General features: G+C 70.7%; 21 protein-coding genes. 7 read left to right on the top strand and 14 right to left on the bottom strand.

All coding sequences use genetic code 11. From position 1 onward, the window contains the following. Positions 1-40: 40 nt before the first annotated feature. The 3 genes from OG982_RS19320 to OG982_RS19310 all read right to left on the bottom strand — a co-directional run bounded on the left by OG982_RS19320 (position 41) and on the right by OG982_RS19310 (position 3,612). Positions 41-748: a transglycosylase SLT domain-containing protein gene (locus tag OG982_RS19320; protein WP_266785099.1), complete on the bottom strand. Its 708-nt coding sequence runs from the start codon at positions 746-748 to the stop codon at positions 41-43. 432 nt (positions 749-1,180) lie between these two features. After that, positions 1,181-2,497, bottom strand: coding sequence for a PhoH family protein (locus OG982_RS19315; protein ID WP_266785101.1), 1,317 nt, complete (start codon positions 2,495-2,497; stop codon positions 1,181-1,183). A gap of 353 nt (positions 2,498-2,850) precedes the next feature. Beyond that, positions 2,851-3,612 carry an isoprenyl transferase gene (locus tag OG982_RS19310; RefSeq protein WP_266785103.1) on the bottom strand — a complete coding sequence of 254 codons (762 nt, stop codon included), beginning with the start codon at positions 3,610-3,612 and terminating at the stop codon, positions 2,851-2,853. A gap of 127 nt (positions 3,613-3,739) precedes the next feature. Between OG982_RS19310 and mgrA the strand changes: the two genes are divergently transcribed. Then, positions 3,740-4,777, top strand: coding sequence for an L-glyceraldehyde 3-phosphate reductase (gene mgrA, locus OG982_RS19305; protein ID WP_266785105.1), 1,038 nt, complete (start codon positions 3,740-3,742; stop codon positions 4,775-4,777). Between the two features lie 131 nt (positions 4,778-4,908). On the opposite strand, the gene OG982_RS19300 is transcribed toward mgrA, so the two are convergent. Continuing rightward, positions 4,909-5,628, bottom strand: coding sequence for an A24 family peptidase (locus OG982_RS19300; RefSeq protein ID WP_266948966.1), 720 nt, complete (start codon positions 5,626-5,628; stop codon positions 4,909-4,911). Between the two features lie 152 nt (positions 5,629-5,780). Here OG982_RS19300 and OG982_RS19295 point away from each other — a divergent pair, with 152 nt between their 5' ends. The 3 genes from OG982_RS19295 (at position 5,781) to OG982_RS19285 (ending at position 8,491) form a co-directional block, all read left to right on the top strand. Beyond that, positions 5,781-6,212: a DUF192 domain-containing protein gene (locus OG982_RS19295; RefSeq protein ID WP_266785109.1), complete on the top strand. Its 432-nt coding sequence runs from the start codon at positions 5,781-5,783 to the stop codon at positions 6,210-6,212. A gap of 59 nt (positions 6,213-6,271) precedes the next feature. After that, entirely contained in the window at positions 6,272-6,889 is a 618-nt protein-coding gene (locus OG982_RS19290; protein WP_266785111.1) for an SMI1/KNR4 family protein, read from the top strand. A 366-nt stretch (positions 6,890-7,255) separates the two neighbouring features. After that, the gene (locus OG982_RS19285) at positions 7,256-8,491 is read left to right on the top strand and encodes an extracellular solute-binding protein (protein WP_266785113.1); all 1,236 of its coding nucleotides are present in this window, start codon (positions 7,256-7,258) and stop codon (positions 8,489-8,491) included. A gap of 155 nt (positions 8,492-8,646) precedes the next feature. Here the strand turns inward: OG982_RS19285 and OG982_RS19280 are convergent, their stop codons facing one another. After that, on the bottom strand, positions 8,647-9,267 hold the full coding sequence (locus OG982_RS19280) for a hypothetical protein (RefSeq protein WP_266785115.1): 621 nt from the start codon (positions 9,265-9,267) through the stop codon (positions 8,647-8,649). A 179-nt stretch (positions 9,268-9,446) separates the two neighbouring features. Here OG982_RS19280 and OG982_RS19275 point away from each other — a divergent pair, with 179 nt between their 5' ends. Further along, positions 9,447-10,589, top strand: a complete 1,143-nt coding sequence (locus tag OG982_RS19275) for a serine hydrolase domain-containing protein (protein WP_266785117.1) — start codon at positions 9,447-9,449, stop codon at positions 10,587-10,589. A 13-nt stretch (positions 10,590-10,602) separates the two neighbouring features. Here OG982_RS19275 and OG982_RS19270 read toward each other — a convergent pair whose 3' ends face one another. The 3 genes from OG982_RS19270 to OG982_RS19260 all read right to left on the bottom strand — a co-directional run bounded on the left by OG982_RS19270 (position 10,603) and on the right by OG982_RS19260 (position 13,791). Next, on the bottom strand, positions 10,603-10,926 hold the full coding sequence (locus OG982_RS19270) for a nuclear transport factor 2 family protein (protein WP_266785119.1): 324 nt from the start codon (positions 10,924-10,926) through the stop codon (positions 10,603-10,605). A 127-nt stretch (positions 10,927-11,053) separates the two neighbouring features. Further along, positions 11,054-11,935: a polysaccharide deacetylase family protein gene (locus tag OG982_RS19265; protein WP_266785121.1), complete on the bottom strand. Its 882-nt coding sequence runs from the start codon at positions 11,933-11,935 to the stop codon at positions 11,054-11,056. Between the two features lie 260 nt (positions 11,936-12,195). Next, complete coding sequence (locus tag OG982_RS19260; RefSeq protein WP_266785123.1) at positions 12,196-13,791, bottom strand: MDR family MFS transporter; 1,596 nt, start codon at positions 13,789-13,791, stop codon at positions 12,196-12,198. A 123-nt stretch (positions 13,792-13,914) separates the two neighbouring features. Here OG982_RS19260 and OG982_RS19255 point away from each other — a divergent pair, with 123 nt between their 5' ends. Continuing rightward, positions 13,915-14,496, top strand: a complete 582-nt coding sequence (locus OG982_RS19255) for a TetR/AcrR family transcriptional regulator (RefSeq protein ID WP_266785125.1) — start codon at positions 13,915-13,917, stop codon at positions 14,494-14,496. Positions 14,497-14,506: 10 nt separating this feature from the next. Here OG982_RS19255 and OG982_RS19250 read toward each other — a convergent pair whose 3' ends face one another. Both OG982_RS19250 and OG982_RS19245 read right to left on the bottom strand, forming a co-directional pair. Further along, positions 14,507-15,337, bottom strand: a complete 831-nt coding sequence (locus OG982_RS19250) for an alpha/beta fold hydrolase (RefSeq protein WP_266785127.1) — start codon at positions 15,335-15,337, stop codon at positions 14,507-14,509. Between the two features lie 71 nt (positions 15,338-15,408). Beyond that, positions 15,409-15,831, bottom strand: a complete 423-nt coding sequence (locus tag OG982_RS19245) for a nuclear transport factor 2 family protein (protein ID WP_266791851.1) — start codon at positions 15,829-15,831, stop codon at positions 15,409-15,411. Positions 15,832-15,971: 140 nt separating this feature from the next. Here OG982_RS19245 and OG982_RS19240 point away from each other — a divergent pair, with 140 nt between their 5' ends. After that, the gene (locus tag OG982_RS19240) at positions 15,972-16,511 is read left to right on the top strand and encodes a TetR/AcrR family transcriptional regulator (protein ID WP_266785129.1); all 540 of its coding nucleotides are present in this window, start codon (positions 15,972-15,974) and stop codon (positions 16,509-16,511) included. A gap of 206 nt (positions 16,512-16,717) precedes the next feature. On the opposite strand, the gene OG982_RS19235 is transcribed toward OG982_RS19240, so the two are convergent. From OG982_RS19235 to OG982_RS19220, 4 genes are read right to left on the bottom strand one after another with little or no spacing between them, the layout of a single operon-like run. Continuing rightward, positions 16,718-17,356, bottom strand: a complete 639-nt coding sequence (locus tag OG982_RS19235; protein WP_266948965.1) for an OmpA family protein — start codon at positions 17,354-17,356, stop codon at positions 16,718-16,720. Between the two features lie 4 nt (positions 17,357-17,360). Continuing rightward, positions 17,361-17,945 carry a hypothetical protein gene (locus tag OG982_RS19230; protein WP_266948964.1) on the bottom strand — a complete coding sequence of 195 codons (585 nt, stop codon included), beginning with the start codon at positions 17,943-17,945 and terminating at the stop codon, positions 17,361-17,363. Positions 17,946-17,975: 30 nt separating this feature from the next. After that, positions 17,976-18,626, bottom strand: a complete 651-nt coding sequence (locus OG982_RS19225) for a pilus assembly protein TadG-related protein (RefSeq protein ID WP_266948963.1) — start codon at positions 18,624-18,626, stop codon at positions 17,976-17,978. Beyond that, complete coding sequence (locus OG982_RS19220) at positions 18,623-18,838, bottom strand: hypothetical protein (protein WP_266948961.1); 216 nt, start codon at positions 18,836-18,838, stop codon at positions 18,623-18,625. The genes OG982_RS19225 and OG982_RS19220 overlap by 4 nt, the downstream gene beginning before the upstream one ends. Between the last annotated feature and the right edge of the window lie 30 nt (positions 18,839-18,868).

The raw sequence follows: 18,868 nt of genomic DNA, 5'->3' as shown, positions 1-18,868 counted from the left end.
TCCCCGGGGTTGAGCGGCCGGCACGGGGCCGGACCTGGCTCTAGTACCAGCTGTTGGCCTGCCAGAAGCTCCACGCGCCACAGGGGCTGCCGTAGCGCTCGTTCATGTAGTTCAGGCCCCACTTGATCTGGGTGGCCGGGTTGGTGCGCCAGTCGGCGCCGGCCGAGGCCATCTTCGTGCCCGGGAGCGCCTGGACCAGACCGTACGCGCCCGAGGAGGCGTTGACGGCCTTGTAGTTCCAGGTGGACTCGTGGTTCACGATGTTGGAGAAGCACTGGAACTGCCCGGCCGGGATCATCTGCTGGGCCATGGCCTTGACCTGGGCGACCGTGTACGAGCTCTGGACCTCGAAGTCACCGGCGTCGCGGGTGGCGGAGCGGCTGGCGACCTGCTCCTTCTCCTCCCGCTCCTTCTTCTCCTTCTCCGCCTTCTCGTCGGCCGCCTTCTGCGCCTCGGCCTTCTTGGCCTTGGCGTCCTCGGCTGCCTGGACGCGGGCGGCTTCCTCCGCCGAGCGCTTGGCGTCGGCGTCGGCGGCGTGGGCGATGGAGTCGGCCTGCTGCGTCAGGGACGCGCTCTGGACGACGGCCTGGTCGCCGACCGGGATGTCGGTGAGGAGAGTCGCGCCGGACGCGGTCGTCTCAAGGTCGTTGGTGGCGGGGTCGCCCGTCGCGACGCCGACGACTGCGCCGACGGTGGTGACCGCGGTGGCCGAAGCCACGGCGAACCCCCGGACCGAGATCCGGCTCACACGGTGTCCTTCCAGCAGCGTCCGCAGTGACCGCGCGGGCGCAAGAGTGCCCCTCGACACTGGCCTCCGTGGTGATGCGGTCACTGGAGACGCGGGCCCGTGGGCAACTCCTCTGCGAGGAGCGGCGCGTGAAACCGGGCGGCATACGGCGGTCGGTTCTGGAGTTGTGGTGCTGCGCGCACCCCCGAGGGGATACGGGTGATACAGATGTGCCGTATGCGGGGCCTGACGGAAACCAGACTCTGCCGGACCCCGACGCCGCAAGGCAATTCTGAGTTGCGTGGGAAAGGTCACACCTGCCGTGTCGCCGTTCTTTTGAACAAAGGGCTGTGCAGCGAGGCGCCGCCCGGCTAGGCTCTCGGGCCTTTGCCGGGCGGCGCCAACTCGCCTTCCCGCTATGGGGGTTTTGACCCTTTCGAGTTATGCGGACCCCTACAGGTTCTCCAGCATCTCGGTGACCAGCGCGGCGATCGGCGAACGCTCGGAACGCGTCAGCGTGATGTGCGCGAAGAGCGGATGCCCCTTCAGCTTCTCGACCACGGCGACGACTCCGTCGTAGCGGCCGACCCGCAGGTTGTCCCGCTGGGCGACGTCATGGGTCAGAACGACCCGCGAATTCGCACCGATCCGGGACAGAACGGTCAGAAGGACGTTCCGCTCCAGCGACTGCGCCTCGTCGACGATCACGAACGCGTCGTGCAGCGAACGGCCCCGGATGTGCGTGAGCGGCAGGACCTCCAGCATCCCCCGGTTCAGCACCTCCTCGATGACCTCGCGGCCCGCCACGGCCGAGAGGGTGTCGAAGACCGCCTGCGCCCAGGGGCTCATCTTCTCGGACGCGTCCCCGGGCAGGTAGCCGAGGTCCTGGCCGCCGACCGCGTACAGCGGCCGGAAGACCATCACCTTCTGGTGCTGCCTGCGCTCCAGCACCGCCTCCAGGCCCGCGCACAGCGCCAGCGCCGACTTTCCGGTGCCGGCCCGGCCGCCCATGGAGAGGATGCCGATCTCCGGGTCGAGCAGCAGGTCGAGCGCGATGCGCTGCTCTGCGCTGCGCCCGTGCAGCCCGAAGGCCTCACGGTCGCCCCGTACGAGCTTCACGTTGCCGTCCGCCGTGACGCGGCCCAGGGCCTTGCCGCGCTCGGACTGGAGGACCAGACCGGTGTGCACGGGCAGTTCGGCCGCCTCCGGAACGTACAGGCGCTCCTCGGAGTAGAGCAGGTCCACCTGCTCCCCGGAGAGGCTGAGCTCGCTCATGCCGGTCCAGCCGGCGCCGGTGATCGCGAGCTCCGCCCGGTACTCCTCGGCGAGCAGCCCCACCGAGGAGGCCTTGATGCGCAGCGGGAGATCCTTCGAGACGACCGTGACGTCGTAGCCTTCGGCTTGGAGGTTGCGGGCGACCGCGAGGATCCGCGAGTCGTTGTCCCCCAACCGGAAGCCGGCCGGCAGGACACCGGGGTCGGAGTGGTTGAGCTCGACACGCAGGGTTCCGCCCAGCTCGCCCAGCGGGATGGGGGCGTCGAGGCGACCGTAGCGAACCCGGAAGTCGTCGAGCAGGCGGAGGGCCTGGCGGGCGAAGTAGCCGAGTTCGGGATGGTGCCTCTTTGCCTCCAGCTCGGTGATCACCACGATCGGGAGCACGACCTCGTGCTCGTCGAAGCGCGAGATCGCGTTGGGGTCTGCCAGCAGGACGCTGGTGTCGAGGACGTAGGTCCGCCTGTCGGGCAGGCGGCGCTTTGTGCTGGTCACCACGGAAGGACGTACCCCCTCGGAAGAGGTCGGGCCATGAAGACCGGACCGGTCATCGGCACCCATGCAGGGCCGACTTCCGGCCCTCCCACTCCGTCCGTGCGAGCCGCACGTGCGTCCTGGTGCAAAGGGCCTCCCGGGCGGACGACCCCATGCCGTCCGCTGAGACTCGACACCCGTGGATCGGGCGTCGACCTGAAAGGGATATTCCCCGAACAGGCCCGGCCATGCCATGGCATATGACGGACGCTCGGTGAATCCCTGGTGAAGGCCTTGCGCGGAGGGCAGGAGGGGCCCGAGTGGCCCACGGGGTGACGCCCGGCAGGTTCCGAGGGGGCGTCAGGTCGTGGCCGGGATCAGGTCCCGTACCGCCGGTGGCGTGCCGCGTAGTCGCGCAGCGCCCGCAGGAAGTCGACCTTCCGGAAGGCCGGCCAGAAGACCTCGCAGAAGTAGTACTCGGAGTGCGCGCTCTGCCACAGCATGAATCCGGACAGGCGCTGCTCGCCGCTGGTGCGGATCACGAGGTCCGGGTCGGGCTGGCCGCGCGTGTAGAGGTGCTCCGCAATGTGGTCGATGTCGAGGATCTCGGCGAGCTCCTCGAAGGAGGTGCCCTTCTCGGCGTGTTCCAGCAGCAGCGAGCGGACCGCGTCGGCGATCTCCTGGCGGCCGCCGTAGCCGACGGCGACGTTGACGAGTATCCCGTCGACGTCGTGGGTGGCCTGCTCGGCCTCCTTCAGCACGGATTGCGTCCGCGCGGGCAGGATGTCGAGGTTGCCGACGTGGTGGACGCGCCAGCGGCCGTCCGCGGCGAGGCCCCGGACCGTGTTCTCGATGATGTTCAGCAGCGGCCGGAGCTCGACCTCGGGCCGGTCCAGGTTGTCCGTGGAGAGCATCCACAGGGTGACGACCTCGACGTCGGTCTCGGTGCACCAGCCCAGCATCTCGGAGATCTTGTCGGCCCCCGCCTGGTGGCCCTGTTCCGTCGTACCACCGGACGCCTTCGCCCAGCGCCTGTTCCCGTCCAGGATGACGCCGATGTGCTTGGGCGCCTCATCATGGTCGAGGCGGCCCTCCACCCGGCGTGCATAGAGCCTGTACACCAGGTCGCGCAGCTTCACGATCTTCGAGCCCCTCCGTGCAATGCCCCCGTGCGGATTGCGGTCTCCCCCGAGGCGGCCACATTACTGCGCGCCGGGATCGGGTACCCAACTCGGTGTGTCACAAGTCCGTGATAGGGAGGACATCGTGACTGATAACAATCCCTATCGGGCAGAGCCCTCGCGATACGACTCCATGGAGTACCGGCGCACCGGCCGCAGCGGCCTCAAGCTCCCCGCCGTCTCCCTCGGCCTCTGGCACAACTTCGGCGACGACAAGTCGCTGGACTCCCAGCGGGCCATCCTGCGCCGGGCCTTCGACCTCGGCGTGACCCACTTCGACCTGGCCAACAACTACGGCCCGCCGCCCGGCTCGGCCGAGCTCAACTTCGGCAAGATCTTCGCGCAGGACTTCGCGTCCCACCGCGACGAGCTGATCATCTCCACCAAGGCCGGCTACCTCATGCACGAGGGCCCCTACGGCGAGTGGGGCAGCCGGAAGTACCTGATGAGCTCGCTCGACGCCTCGCTGAAGCGGATGGGCGTGGACTACGTCGACATCTTCTACTCGCACCGCTTCGACCCGGACACCCCGCTGGAGGAGACCATGGGCGCCCTCGCGTCCGCGGTCCGGCAGGGCAAGGCGCTGTACGTCGGCGTCTCCTCGTACACCGCGGAGCAGACGGCCGAGGCGGCCGGGATCCTGCGCGAGATGGGTGTGCGGCCGCTGATCCACCAGCCGTCGTACTCCATGATCAACCGCTGGACGGAGGAGGACGCGCTGCTGGACACCCTGGAGGAGGCCGGCATGGGCTGCATCTCCTTCGTGCCGCTCGCGCAGGGGCTGCTGACCGGCAAGTACCTCAAGGGCATCCCGGAGGGCTCGCGGGCCACCCAGGGCAAGTCCCTGAACCCGGACCTGCTGTCGGACGAGGTCGTGCGGCGCCTGAACGGGCTGAACGACATCGCGGCCCGGCGCGGGCAGTCGCTGGCGCAGCTGGCGCTCACCTGGGTGCTGCGGGACGAGCGGATGACCTCGGCGCTGATCGGCGCTTCGAGCGTGTCCCAGCTGGAGGAAAACGTGGCGGCCCTGGCCGGTGCGCCGCTCACGGAGCAGGAATTGAAGGAGATCGACTCCTTCGCCGTCTCCACCCCCGGCACCAACATCTGGGCTCAGCGCGGCTGACCTGCGCCTTTGGCCCGAGGGTGGGGAAAAAATAAAACGGGCCGGTCCGTGGGGGGGATACGGACCGGCCCGAGGGGGGGGTTCCACCATAACCCTTCGTAAAGCGTGATGCGTGCATTGGCGCAAGATGATTACGCTCCGAATCCGCCCAGCAGCACTCCGGTGAGCGCTCCGGCCGCCATGAAGGGGCCGAACGGGAAGGCCGCCTTGAGGCCCGAGCGGCCCTTCAGCACGAGGCCGAGGCCGTATACGGCCCCGTAGAGGAACCCGAGGAAGGCCCCGAGGGCCCATACCCCCCACCCGTACCACCCAAGAGCGACCCCGAGGGCGAGCGCCAACTTGACGTCGCCGAAGCCGATGCCGGCCGGGTTGATCAGGTACAGCAGGAGGTACGAGGCCCCGAGCGCCGCTCCGCCGGACAGCGCGAGCCGCCAGGACCCGGCGGCGCCGGGCGCGAGGGCGGCCGCCCCGAGCAGCGCGGCGGCGAGCGCGGCCAGCGGCAGGGTGAGTACGTCGGGCAGCCGGTGCACCGCCAGGTCGACGAGGCCGAGCAGGACCAGCACGGGTGCGAGCCCCACGTACGCGGCTGCCTCGGGCCGGGCCCCGCCGGCCGCCGCGAGCGCCCCGCACACGAGCGCGCAGGCGGCGGCGACCCGGGGGCCGGACGCCCCGTACAGCGCGCCGTGGCAGCGGGCCGGGCCGAGCCAGCGCGCGACGGGGTGCCCCTCGGGGCACCGGGCCCGCCAAGGCTCCCCCGGGGCCACCGACAGCCGGTAGGCGGCGCGGGGCAGCAACAGCCCGGCGGCCGCGCCGTACGCGGCGGCGAGCAGGATGATCACGATCACGCCCATCCGCCGACGGTAGGCCCCGCCGCCGCGCCGGGCACGGGCCCGGGGGCCCAACCCGCCCAGCACCGTGCCGGGAAAGGCGCACCGGCCCGCGGCGCCCGACACGGCGCAGCACTAGGGTGGCGCACGACGCGGCTCAGGGAGGGGCGGACGGCATGCGGCGACACCCGTACCGGCGCTGGCGCGACGGCGAGGCGGTGCTCCGGGTCGGCGTCGGCGATCCGGCGGCGACGGTGGAGGCGGCGGAGGCAGCGGAGGCCCCCCTGGAGGTGCCGCTGGAGATCGCGGCCTCCTACCGCGCCCGGACCCGCGGGCTCCTCGGGCGCGACGGCGTCGAGGGGGCGCTGCTGCTCACGCCGGCGGCGAGCGTGCACACCATCCGGATGCGGTTCGCCATCGACGTGGCGTACCTCGACCGGAACCTCCGCGTCATCGCGCTGACCACCATGGCCCCCGGCCGGCTCGGCCTGCCCCGGCCGCGCTCTCGGCACGTCCTGGAGGCCGCGGCGGGCGCGATGGCCGGATGGGGCCTGCGCATCGGGACCGCGCTGGCCGTGCAGACTCCGCCGCGTCCCGGCCGCGGCTAGGCGCCACCCCGGCGCGGCGGTAGGTTGGGGCGGTTGGGCTGGGGTGTCAGGGGAGCGGCATGACGGAGAACGCGCGGGTCAAGGCGCTGGAGCAGATCATGCCGGCGACGCACGGCGCCGACGAGGACATCGACTGGCGGGCCGCCGAGGCGGCCTGGGGCACCCGGTTCCCGGCGGACTTCGTCGCCTTCATGGGCCGCTTCGGGGCCGGTTCCATCAACGGCGAGGCCAGCATCCTGCTGCCGCTGCCCAAGCCCGGACTCCAGTGGGATCCGGCCGAGATGGCCGAGGAGACGGAGAACGCCCGGCACGCCTGGGAGGCGGAGGGCGGCCGCGCCGCCTTCGACGTGGACCCGGAGTCGATCATCGCCTGGGGCGTCACCGGCGGCTCCGACATCCTGTGCTGGCTCACCGGCGACCCCGACCCGGACCGCTGGCCGGTCCTGGTCTGCGGGCGGCACACCGCCGACTCGTTCGCCGTGTACCCGTACGGAATGGCTGAATTCCTCTACCGGCTGTGCTCCGACGAGTTCGACGTCAGCCCCGTCAGCATCACCTTCTGGGACGGCGGCCACCTCAGCTTCGTGCACTGGCGCAAGGCCCAGCGCCGCTGGCAGGAGGGCCGCAACCCGGAGACGGGCGAGCCCGACCCGTACGCGGGCGAGTTCGCCGACTAGCGGCCCGCCCAGCGGCCCCGCGCGGTGTCGGCAGGGGTGTGACTCCGCCGACACCACTTTGATCGCCGTTCAACCCGTTCCCCTGCCGGAAACGGGCTTTTCGGCACGTCTACGCGCGTTGGAATTGTGGATCACATATCGGAAAACACCAGCCGGAAAAGGCCCACTTGGAGCATTGACCACAAGTACCGCCCCAATGGAATCAACCGCCCCGTTGTCGGGAGAGAATTCCGGCCAACGGGTCGCTGAGGGACACCCCGGCCCGGAGCAACGCATACGTAGTAACGGGACTCAAAAGAAATTCAGGGGAACCCACCCGTGCGACGAAGAATCTTCAGCGCGGCCGCGAGCGCGGTTGTGCTCGGCATGCTGATACCACTCACCGGCTGCGGCGGTTCCGGCGACGACGCAGGTGACAGCGGTACGCTGCGCCTGGTCGCCGCGGAATACGGCGACGGCCCGGCCAACAGCTCCAAGGCTTACTGGGACAAGGTCTCCGCCGATTTCACCGCCGCCAACCCCGGCATCAACGTCGAGGTCCAGCTCCTGCCGTGGGCCGACATCGACCGCGAGGTCTCCCGTATGGTCAAGGCCGGCAAGGCGCCGGACATGGCCCTCATGGGCTCTTACTCGGACTTCGCGGCGCAGGACCAGCTCTATTCCGCGGAGGAACTCCTCTCCATCACCGCCGAGGCGAACTTCCTCCAGCCGCTCGCCGAGGCCGGCTCCGTCGGCAACACCCTCTACGGCCTGCCCTTCGTGGCGAGCAGCCGCCTCCTCTTCTACAACAAGGCCCTGTTCGCCAAGGCCGGCGCCGCCGAGCCCAAGACCTGGTCCGACCTGGAGTCCGCCGCCAAGGCGCTCAAGGGCAAGGGCGTGAAGTACCCGTACGCCCTGCCCCTGGGCCCCGAGGAGGCGCACGCCGAGGCGATGATCTGGGAGCTGAGCAACGGCGGCGGCTACGCCGACAACAGCGGCAACTACAGCCTCGCCTCCGACCAGAACATCGACACGTTCCGCTGGCTCAAGGAGCACCTGGTCTCCCCCGGCCTGACCGGTCCGACCCCGCCGTCGAAGCTGAACCGCGCCGACGCCTTCGCCGCCTTCGTACGCGGCGAGGTCGGCATGCTGAACGGCTACCCGTCGCTCCTGCACGAGGCGCGCGCCAAGGGCCTCAGCGTCGGCACCGTCTCCATGCCGGTCTCGGACTCGCTCGGCGCCGGGGAGACCCCGCCGACCGTGGGGGTGGCCGACTGGATGATGGCGTTCAAGCAGAACGGCAAGCGGGCCGAGATCGGCAAGTTCCTGGACTACGTCTACCAGGACAAGAACCTCTCGGAGTTCGCCAACCGCTACCACCTGCTGCCCTCGACCGTCTCCGCGTCCCGCACGCTGGCCGGCGGGGGCCTCGACGACACCGACGAGTTCTTCCTGACCGCCCTGCGCGGTGCCCAGCTCTACCCGGTGAACGACCCGTCCTGGGTGACGGTCAGCGACACCGTCAAGCGCAACATCGGCCGCGCCGTGGAACCGTCCGGCGATCCCAAGGCCGTTCTCGAGGAGATCGCGTCCAAGGCGAACGACGCGACCCGGAAGCACTGACCGGCCCCACCCGCCGATCCGGGACCTTCGACCCCTGCCGCCGCCCACCCCGTGCGGCATCATGGCTGCCACGGCTCTTGATCCAAGGCCGCGGACCAGCCGCCCGACGAGCACTCACGAGGTGCCCGGGGCGGCCGGCCCCTCACCCTTCAGGGCTACCGAGGCCCGTTGCCGTCGGCGAACGCCGTGCGGTACTGCTCGCAGCCGGAGTCCCAGCGCAGGGTCCCCGACAGCGTTCCGTAGCCGGAGCGGGTGACCGACCACTCCACCGTGTACTCACCGGTGTCACATGCGATCCGCTTCCCGCCCGGGATCTTCTCCCGCCCGGTGGCCGGACGTTCGCGCAGCTCGCGCCGCACCTCGCCCGCCTTGCTCCGGTCGGGGGCGCGCAGGACGGCGTGCACGACGATCGGGTGCCCGCCCTCCTTCGTGGTCAGCGTCTTCTTCACCAGCGTCGAATCGGACACCGCCCAGGCGAACTCGTACGAGGGCTGCCAGGCCAGCGTCTTGGGGTCGCCCACCTGCCGTTCGTACTCCGGTGCGGCGGAAGGGCCGGGCCGGGTCACCGTCTTGTACTGGACCCCGGGGAAGAAGCGGAGCTGCCCCTCCACCTTGTGCATCTCGTCCTTGGTCCACATCGACTTCATCGACTTCTCGCCGCCGCCCGGGTCCTGGAGGTACGTGCCCTCGGCCGCGGTGGCGCCCTGACCGAGGGCCGGGGCGAGGGCCGCCGCGGCGGCGGCGAGGGCGAGGACGGCGATGCGGGTGCGCTTCATGCCCGGTCCAACGGGGGCCCGCTGCGGGCCGGAACGACGCCGGGCGCGCGTTCACCCGTAAGGGAGAGCGCACCGGACGGCAAGGTGACACAGTCGCCGCGACCCCAGGAATATCAGCCGATGATCTTCAGTTGGTCCGGTTCAGGAATGACGGAACGATCTGATTCACGGGGGATCACATGAGCGAGAACACAAGCGTCCACGGCACGGTGGCGGCCGGCTGGGAGTCGGTGCGGGAGGAGTTCGCCGCGTTCGTCGCGGCCGAGACCCACTCCCCCGAAGCCCAGTTCGCCGTACGCCACCACGGCCGGACCGTGGTCGACCTGTGGGCCGGCGAGGACACCGACGGGGACACCCTGACCGGCGTCTACTCGATCTCCAAGGCCGCCTCCCACCTGGTGGTGGCGCTGCTCGTGCAGGACGGCGTCCTGGAGCTGGACCAGCTGGTGTCGGCGTACTGGCCGGAGTTCACGGGCGACGGCAAGGAGCGGCTGACCGTGCGCGAGCTGGTCGCGCACAAGTCCGGCCTGATCAACAGGCCCGAGGGATTCACCATCGAGGAACTGGCGGACGACGCGCTGCTCGCGGCGGAGCTGGTCCGCCAGAAGCCGTACTGGGAGCCCGGAAAGGGCTCCGGGTACCACGCGTTCGTCATCGCCGCGCTGACCGGCGAGGTGGTGCGGCGGGCGACCGGGCGCTCCCTCCAGGAGATCTACGAGGAGCGGATCCGCGCCCCGTACGGCCTGGACCTGTACCTGGGCCTGCCCACCGCGGCGGAGGGGCGCTGGAAGCCGATCCTGGAGCCGCTGCCGACGCCCGAGCAGCTGGCCGCGCTGGCGGACCAGCCGGCGCCGCCCGCGCTGATGAACGTCGCGTTCAACTGGCACACCGACCCGCCGATGGACCTGGTGGCGTTCGCCAACCACCCGAAGGTGAGGGCGCTCGGCCCGGGCTCGGCGGGCGGGACCGGCTCGGCGCGCGGCGTCGCGGGCATGTTCGCCGCGGCGATCGGCGAGGTGGACGGCCGCGCCGCCCTCCTCAAGCCGGACACGGCCGCCGAGTTCGCGAAGCCGCACACGCCGGGCCCGGACCTGGTCACTCCGGAGCCGGACCACTTCGCGCTGGGCTTCGAGCTGATGCCCGCGGTCGGGCCGCAGGCCCTCGGGCACACCGGCGCTGCGGGCGCGCTGGGCTTCGCCGACCCGGCGACGGGCGTGGCGTACGCGTACACGCGCCGCCGGTTCGGCTTCCCGGGCGGGGTGGCTCCGGAGAACGAGCGCCTGACGGCGGCGGTGCTGAAGGCGGCGCGGGCGGCGGGGTAGGTGCCCCGGGCGCTCAGGCCTGGCCGGTCTCGAAGCGGCTGACGCGCCCGTCGGCGGTGACGGTGAACTGCCAGGCGGTGCGCATCTCGCCCCAGGTGTCGTTGCGGTAGTTGACGACGAGGGCGCGTCCGCCGTCGGACTCGGTCTCGATGTCCATGTGGCCGCCGGAGGAGAAGATCTCCTTCTCGGCCCACTGGGCGAGGTCGCGGTCCGAGCCGTCGTCGGACATCGTCGCGTCCGGGGCGAGGGCCTGCTGGAAGGCAGCCCGGTCGCCCGCGTTGACGGCGTGGACGAAGGCGCGGACGGCGGGGTCGGACAGCCGGCTCGGGGCGATCACGGGGGCCTCCTGGTCAGGCGTGCGGATGCTGCTGCCCGACCAGGGAACACCGCGGGCGGGGCGGGGGCGGCGACCCTCACCCGTTCGCCGCCCGACGGCGTGTCAGGCGGCCTTCGCGGGCGGGGCGTCAGGAGGCCGGGGGGCCGGGGTTGTCGTCGACCGTGCGCACGGGGAAGCCGGTCGGGCGGCCCTGGTCCTTCAGCCAGGCGAGCACCTGGTCGAGGGCCTCGACGGACTGCGTGCGGTTGCCGCCGCCGTCGTGGAAGAGGACCGTCGGGCCGTTGCCGATCTCCCGCTTGACCGAGTTGACGATCGCGGCCACGCCGGGCTTCTGGAAGTCCTTGGTGTCGACGTTCCAGCCGAGCGGACGCATCCCGTTCGCGGCGGCGATGCGCCGGCTGTCGGGGGTGAACGCGCCGCCGGGGGCCCGGTAGTACTCGACCTTCGCGCCGCCCGCGGCCTCCTCGATCAGCTTCTTCGCCTCCAGGATCTGCTGCTCCTGGTACGCCACGGGCTTCTTGTCCATGGAGGTGTCGTGGTCCATGGTGTGGTCGCAGAGCCGGTGGCCGCCTTCGACGACCTTCTTGACCAGGTCGGGGTGGGCCTTGGCCTGCGGGCCGACCATGCAGAAGGTGGCCTTGACGTCGTGGCGCTTCAGTATGTCGAGGATCTGGGGGGTCCAGCGGGGGTCGGGGCCGTCGTCGATGGTGATGTTGACGGCGTTCCCGCCGCTCTCGGAGGCGTGGGCGATGGTCTCGGGCACGCGGGGACCGCCGCCCGCGGCGTCGCCGCCGCCCTGGCCGTCCTTGCCGTCCTTCCCACCCTTGCCGTCCTTGCCGTCCGGTGTCGGGTGCTGCGCCTGCCGTGAGGCGTTGTCCTGCAGGCTCTGCTGGCCCGGGTCGACGAGTGCCACCACTCCCCACACCGTCGCCGCCACGGCCGCGGCCGATGCCGCGACGGCTATCCGGGCCCGTACGCCCTGGCTGCGTATGCGCTCCTTGAACCCCATGAACGTCCCCTCCCCGTACCGCCATCGGTGAGCCCCTCCAAGGGTCATGACGTCGGCTCCAGCGGAGGGGTTCCCACCAAATAGGCCCTAAATCTACGTTTACGCCATGGGCCTTTAGTCCTTGATCACCCTAAATCGCTCGCGACCCAAACCAAAACCCCGGCCGCTCCGGGAAGTTCCCGAAGCGGCCGGGGCGGGCGCGCGTAGTGGGTCGTGTGCGTCGCGTACGCGGTGTCCGTCGTCTACGTCGCGCAGGTCGGTCAGTGGGCGACGGCGTCCTGCGGCCGGGCCGACGCACCGTCACCGGTGGCCGTCTCGCCGTCCGCCGGGGCCTTGGCCGGACCCGCGCCCTTGAGCGGGACCTCCTTGATGAACCAGGCGGCGATGAAGCCCAGTACGGCGATCCCGGCGCCCAGCAGGAACGCCGAGTGCGTACCGGCGGCGACGGCGTGCTGGTACGCGTCGCGCACCGCCTCCGGCAGCTTGGCCAGGCTCGCGGCGTCGAGCTGCGCGGAGCCGGCGGCCTTCGCGGCCTCGGGGCCGAGGCGCTCGGCCATGGTGTCCGTGACCCGGCTGGTGAACAGGGAGCCCATCAGCGCCACGCCGAAGGAGCCGCCGAGCGTACGGAAGAGGGTGGCCGAGGACGAGGCGACGCCCATGTCCTTCATCTCGACGCTGTTCTGCGCGACCAGCATGGTGATCTGCATCAGGAAGCCGAGACCGGCGCCCAGGATGGCCATGTAGACGCCGGAGACGAGGCGGCTCGTACCGGTGTCCATCTGCGCGAGCAGGAACATGCCGACGACCATGAACGCGCCGCCGACGATCGGGAAGACCTTGTACTTGCCGCTGCTGGTGGTGATGCGGCCCGCGATCAGCGAGACGACCATCATCGAGAGCAGCATCGGCAGGAGCAGCAGGCCCGAGTTGGTGGCGGAGGCGCCCTGGACCGACTGCTGGAAGAGCGGGAGGTAGAGCACGCCGCCGAACATCGCGAAGCCGACGAGGAAGCCGATGACGCTGGTGAGGCTGAAGTTGCGGCTGCGGAAGATGTGCAGCGGCATGACCGGCTCGGCGGCCTTGGTCTCGGCGAAGAGGAACGCGGCGGTCGACAGGACGCCGACGACGATGAGGCCGACGATCTCGGCGGAACCCCACGCGTACTCGGTGCCGCCCCAGGTCGTCACGAGGACGGTGGAGGTGATGGCGACGGTCAGCAGCGCGGCGCCCAGGTAGTCGATCTTGCCCTGGGCCCGCTTCTTGGGCAGGTGCAGCACGGCGGTGACCATGGCCAGCGCGACCGCGCCGAGCGGCAGGTTGATGTAGAAGGACCAGCGCCAGCCCATGTGGTCGGTGATGGTGCCGCCGACCAGCGGGCCGCCGATCATGGCGAGAGCCATCACGCCGGCCATCATGCCCTGGTACTTGCCGCGCTCGCGGGGCGGGATCAGGTCGCCGATGATCGCCATGACGCCGACCATCAGACCGCCGGCGCCGAGGCCCTGGACGGCACGGAAGCCGATGAGCTGGCCCATGTCCTGGGCCATGCCGCTGAGGACGGAGCCGACCAGGAAGATCACGATCGAGGTGAGGAACGCGCCCTTGCGCCCGTACATGTCGCCGAGCTTGCCCCAGATCGGGGTGGAGGCGGCGGTGGCGAGGGTGTAGGCGGTGACCACCCACGACAGGTGCTCCAGGCCGCCGAGCTCGCCGACGATCGTCGGCATCGCGGTGCCGATGATCATGTTGTCCAGCATGGCCAGCAGCATCGCGATCATGAGCGCCATGAGCACGACACGCACGCTGCGCGGCTTCACCTCCTCCGAGGTCTCCGCCGTCTTCGTGATGTCACTCATGTTCTTTCCACTCCCCTGGCACCTGGCACCGGCACTTACTTGACGCCCGGCTAGTTCTCTACAATGGGGAAGGTAGACCCGCCACTAGCCGGGCGTCAAGTAAGTAACTTTGGGGAGAGCGTCATGTCCAGCAGCAGCAGCAGTCCGCAGCAGCGGCGGGGCGACACGCGCCAGCGGATCCAGGACGTCGCGTTGGAGCTCTTCGCCGAGCAGGGGTACGAGAAGACGTCGCTGCGGGAGATCGCGGAGCGGCTCGACGTCACGAAGGCGGCGCTCTACTACCACTTCAAGACCAAGGAAGACATCATCATCAGCCTCTTCGACGACCTGACGCGGCCGGTCGACGAGCTGATCGAGTGGGCGCAGGAGCAGCCGAAGACGCTGGAGATGAAGCGGGAGGTGCTGCGCCGCTACAGCGAGGCGATGGCGGCGGGCGCGCCGCTGTTCCGCTTCATGCAGGAGAACCAGGCGACGATGCGGGAGTTGAGCATCGGCGAGACGATGAAGCGCCGGCTCTTCGTCCTGGTCGAACTCCTCCAGGCCGCGGACCGCCCGCTGGACGACCAGGTCCGCTGCGTGAGCGCCCTGTTCACGCTGCACGCGGGGATGATGTTCCTCCAGCACGTGAAGGCCGACCCGGAGGAGACCCGCCAGGCGGCCCTCACGGTCGCCATGGACCTCATCACGCAGGCGCACTCGCACTGAACCCGAACGGTCAGGGGCGGGGCGGGGCGGCCGACGCCTCGATGAAGGCCGTGAGCCGGTCGACGTACAGGTCCGGGTGGGTCAGGTGGGGGACGTGGCCCGCCCCCTCCAGGGTCTCGACCCGTGCCCGCCCGAGCACGGCCGCGAGCTTCCCGATGATCACGGGGAACCAGGGCAGGCCCTCGCCGCCCGACGTCAGCATCACGGGTCCGGCGTGGCCGGCGAGGCGGGTGAGGTCGAGGCGCGCCCAGTCCGGGTCCCCGTGTTCGTCGGCGAAGGTGGGCGCGTTGGCGACGAAGCCCTCCCGGATCCGCTCCGGCATCCGCTCCCACTCGCCGGGCCCGGAGGCGACGCGCTCCACGAAGAGGCGGGCGCCCTCGCGCTCCTCGCCCGCGCGCAGGGCTTCGAGGACGGCGTCCATGTCGCGCCGGGTGGCCCGCATCAGCGGCCGGAGTTCCGGGTCGCCGTCGACGACGTCCATGAGCGGGGGCTCGTGGACGGCGAGGGTGCGCAAGAGTTCGGGGCGGCGGGTGGCGAGGCCGAGCGCGGTGGCCCCGCCGAAGGAGTTCCCGACGACGTGGGCCGGGGCCAGGTCCAGGGTCTCGACGAGAGCCGCCAGGTCGGCCTCGTCCTGCGCCCGGGTGCCCTGGCCGGGCGGGCGCTCGCTGAGGCTGTGGCCCCGGCGGTCGTAGACCAGCACCCGGAACGAACGCGTCAGGCGCGGGAGGACGAACCGCCAGCCGCGGTGGTCGGTCCAGGAACCGTGCACCAGGACGAGCGGTTCGCCCGCGCCGGCGAGCTCGTAGAAGAGGTCGACGCCGTTCACCCGCACCCGAGACATGCCCACAGACATACCTCGGACGGGGGCCACCGACCCCGGGCGTCACGCGTCCGGCTCAGCGGCGCGGCGGCTCAGCGCAGGCGGCGGCGCGACTCCTCGATCGGGACGTCGTTGATGCTGGCCTCGCGGCGGCGCATCAGGCCGTCGGCGTCGAACTCCCACTGCTCGTTGCCGTGGCTGCGCCACCACTGGCCGGACGCGTCGTGCCACTCGTACTCGAAGCGGACGGAGATGCGGTTGCCGGTGTAGGCCCACAGCTCCTTGCGCAGCCGGTAGTCGAGCTCGCGCTCCCACTTGTCGGCGAGGAAGGCGCGGATCTCGGCGCGGCCGGTGAGGAAGCGGTCGCGGTTGCGCCAGACGGAGTCCTCGGTGTAGGCGAGGGCGACGCGTTCGGGGTCGCGGCTGTTCCAGGCGTCCTCGGCGGCCTGGACCTTGGCGCGGGCGCTCTCCTCGGTGAAGGGGGGCAGGGGCGGGCGTACGGCGGTAGTGGTCATGGCAGTCATGTCAGTCACGTCGGTCATGGAGGACACCTCTCGAAAGCGGCGGGAACGGCCCGACGAGCGGGAGAACGCTCGTTCTCGACCATAGAGAACGGGCGTTCTCAGCGCAAGCGGTTCTGGGCTACGCTGCCTGCATGGACGACGAAGAGGCCCGGACCCGCCTGCTGGACGCCGCCGAGGCGCTCTTCTACGCCGAGGGCGTCCAGGCCGTCGGCATGGACCGCATCCGCAACGAGTCGGGCGTCCCGCTCAAGCGGCTCTACCGGCTCTTCCCCGCCAAGGAAGCCCTGGTCACGGCCTACCTGGAACGCCGCGACCGGCGCTGGACGGCGAGCCTGCGCGAGGCGGTGGCGGGCGCCGCCGATCCGGTCGCGGCCGTCTTCGACTGGCTCGGCCGGTGGTTCTCGGAGCCGGACTTCCGCGGCTGCGCGTTCCTGAACGCGTACGGGGAACTGGGCGCGGGCCCGGCCGGGGTCCTGGACGTGGTGCGCCGCCACAAGACGGAGCTACGGGCCCTGCTGGGCGAGCTGGTCGGCCCGGACCGCGAGGCCCTGGCGGACCAGCTCCTGCTCCTGGCCGAGGGCGCGACGGCGGTGGCGGCCCTCACCCCGGGCCCCGCCCCGGCCACCCGGGCCGGGGAGGCGGCGCGCGTCCTGCTCGACGCGAGCCGCTGAACGCGGGCCGCCCTCCGCGTGGCCGCGACTGGGACGCGGCACGGTGGGCGCCGTTGGGCGTGCTCGCCCGGCCCGGTGGAACGCCGCTGCTCCGGGGCAGACGCGTGCGGATCGGGTGGATCCGCCGCAGGCGTGAGCGAGCATCGCCGGGTGGAACCCGGGCGGCCGCCTGCTGCTGAGCACGGACGATCGCCCTGCCTGCGGGGCTAGCCGGCCGCGCCGCGCGGGAAGGTGATCTCGACCCGGCGGTTCTTCTTGCGGCCTTCCTCGGTGCCGTTGTCGGCGATCGGGTAGTCCTCGCTGTAGCCCCGGACGTCGAAGATGACGCTGGGGTTGGTGACGGTCTTGGCCAGCTCCACCTGCACGGCGTCGGCCCGCTGCTTGGAGAGCTCCTTGCCGTGCTCGTAGCTGCCCTGGTCGTCGGTGAACCCGAAGACCCGGACGCGGGTCGCCTTCTGCTGGTTGATCTCGTTGGCGATGGCCTGTATCCGGGCGGCGGCCTGGGCGTTGAACACGGCGCTGTTCTCGGGGAAGAGCACCTCGGACTGGAGCGCCATCATGACGGTCTGGTTGGTCTCCTGGCGGCGCTGCTCGCCGCCGAGGTCTTCGACGACCTCCACCATGTCGAGCACCTTGGGCGGCGCGAGGACCCCGCCCTGCGGGAGCTTGAGGCGCGGGGAGTCGGGCTTGACGACCACGGGCGGCGAGGCGGAAGGCTCGGTGCCGGGGGGTGTGGACGGCTTGACGTCGTCTGCGTGGGCGCTGGCGGCGCCTATGAAGTGGGCGCCGGCGATGACGAGACCGACGACGGCCGTGGCGGCGGTGGTGCGGTGGCGTGTGGTCATGGGGTCACCCGGAGATCTTGAGTGTGGCCGTGTCGAAGGTCGGCAGGCCGAAGACGACCTCGGTGGTCGTGGTCGGCGGTGCGGGGAACTGCGCGAAGAAGGGGACGGTCTCCGAAGCCCCGATGCGCGATAGACCGGTGGTGCACGCGCACCTGCCCTCGGTGTCCCGCAGCACGTAGTACCGCTTCTTGCCCACGCTGTCGACCAGCGTGGCTCCGGCGACGGAGGCCGGACTGGCGTTCTTCTCCACACCGTTCCACTCGGAGGTCCGCACGAAGGCCTGCGACCCGGTGTTCTTCAGCTGGCCGTTGACGGTGAGGTACCCGTCCTCGTCGCGCACAACCGAGTTGACCTCCAGGACAATGCCGGCCGGCCCCTTCGCCGTCGCGATCACCTCAAGAGCCGCCGTGCTGTTGCCACTGCTGGGCGCGGGCTTCTGAGCCCCGCCCCCCTGGCTTTGGGAGGAAGCCGGCTTCTGCGACTCCTTCGGCTTGTCGCCGCCTCCGCACCCGGCCAACGCGAGGGCCAAGACCGCCGCAACCGCAACGGCCGCTCCCCCACGGACCTTCGCCTTCTGCCGAATGCTCATTTACGCCGCTTCCTCGTCTCTCGTTCGCTGTCAGTCAGTGAGTCGAATGCTGAAGAGTCTTCTCGCCAGCTGTGTCAAAGAGCCTGGTTTCAAGGGATCTACGTCCAGGGACGCACCGCCCTTGCACGTGAACGCGACGACAGCGGGCTTGTCCGTGTCATCGCCGCCGGGTGAAGGCGTCGCGCTGGGCGTTGCAGTGGGTGTGTCCGTCGGTGTCGGAACAGACTTCAGCGTGCAGCGCGACTCGATCACGGCGGTGGCCGTGGCCTTGCCGTGTACGTTCTCGCTGCCCGGGACGACCGATTTCCCGACGGTGCCGTTCGTGGTCACGGCGACAGTAAACTTGGGAAGCGCCGGTTCGCACTCCGCGGTGGCATCGTTCGAGGCGGCGAAGTTCTGAGCCTTGGCGCAGGCACCCCGCAGTTCGAAGCGGTCGCCCTGAAGGATCTTCTCCCAATCTGCGGGCGTGAAAGCGACGAGATCGCCCCCCACGAACACGGTGTCCCTGGCTTCACGGGCGGCCGCGAGCGCCGCCGCGTCGGCGGCGCCCTGTGCGTCGCTCCGGGTGTCACCGGCCATTCCGACGACGAAGAACGCGAGCGCGGCGAAGAGCAGACCTGCCACCACCGCGATGTACAGGGGGAAGGCCTGCCCTCGGTCCCGCGACGCAGACCCGGTCATCCGCCTTGAGATGTGATGTTCTCCACCGCCGTCGAGATCGCGTTCGCGATGGTGTCGGCGAGACCCGTGCCCACGATCGCCCCGATGATCAGGACGATGATCACGATGATCCCCAGGTATTCGAAGACCGTCTGACCCTCGTCCCCGGCGCGGCGGGCGCGTGAGCGGAGGCGTTGTTCGACGATCTCCTTGAGCAGCATCAGATTCTGCATAGGGGGCCTCTCCAGGTCCGTCGCCGGTGT

The sequence above is a fragment of the Streptomyces sp. NBC_01551 genome, assembly GCF_026339935.1.
GTDB lineage: Bacteria > Actinomycetota > Actinomycetes > Streptomycetales > Streptomycetaceae > Streptomyces.
Note: the sequence above shows the minus strand (reverse complement) of the source record. Positions and strands in the feature narration are given on the sequence as shown.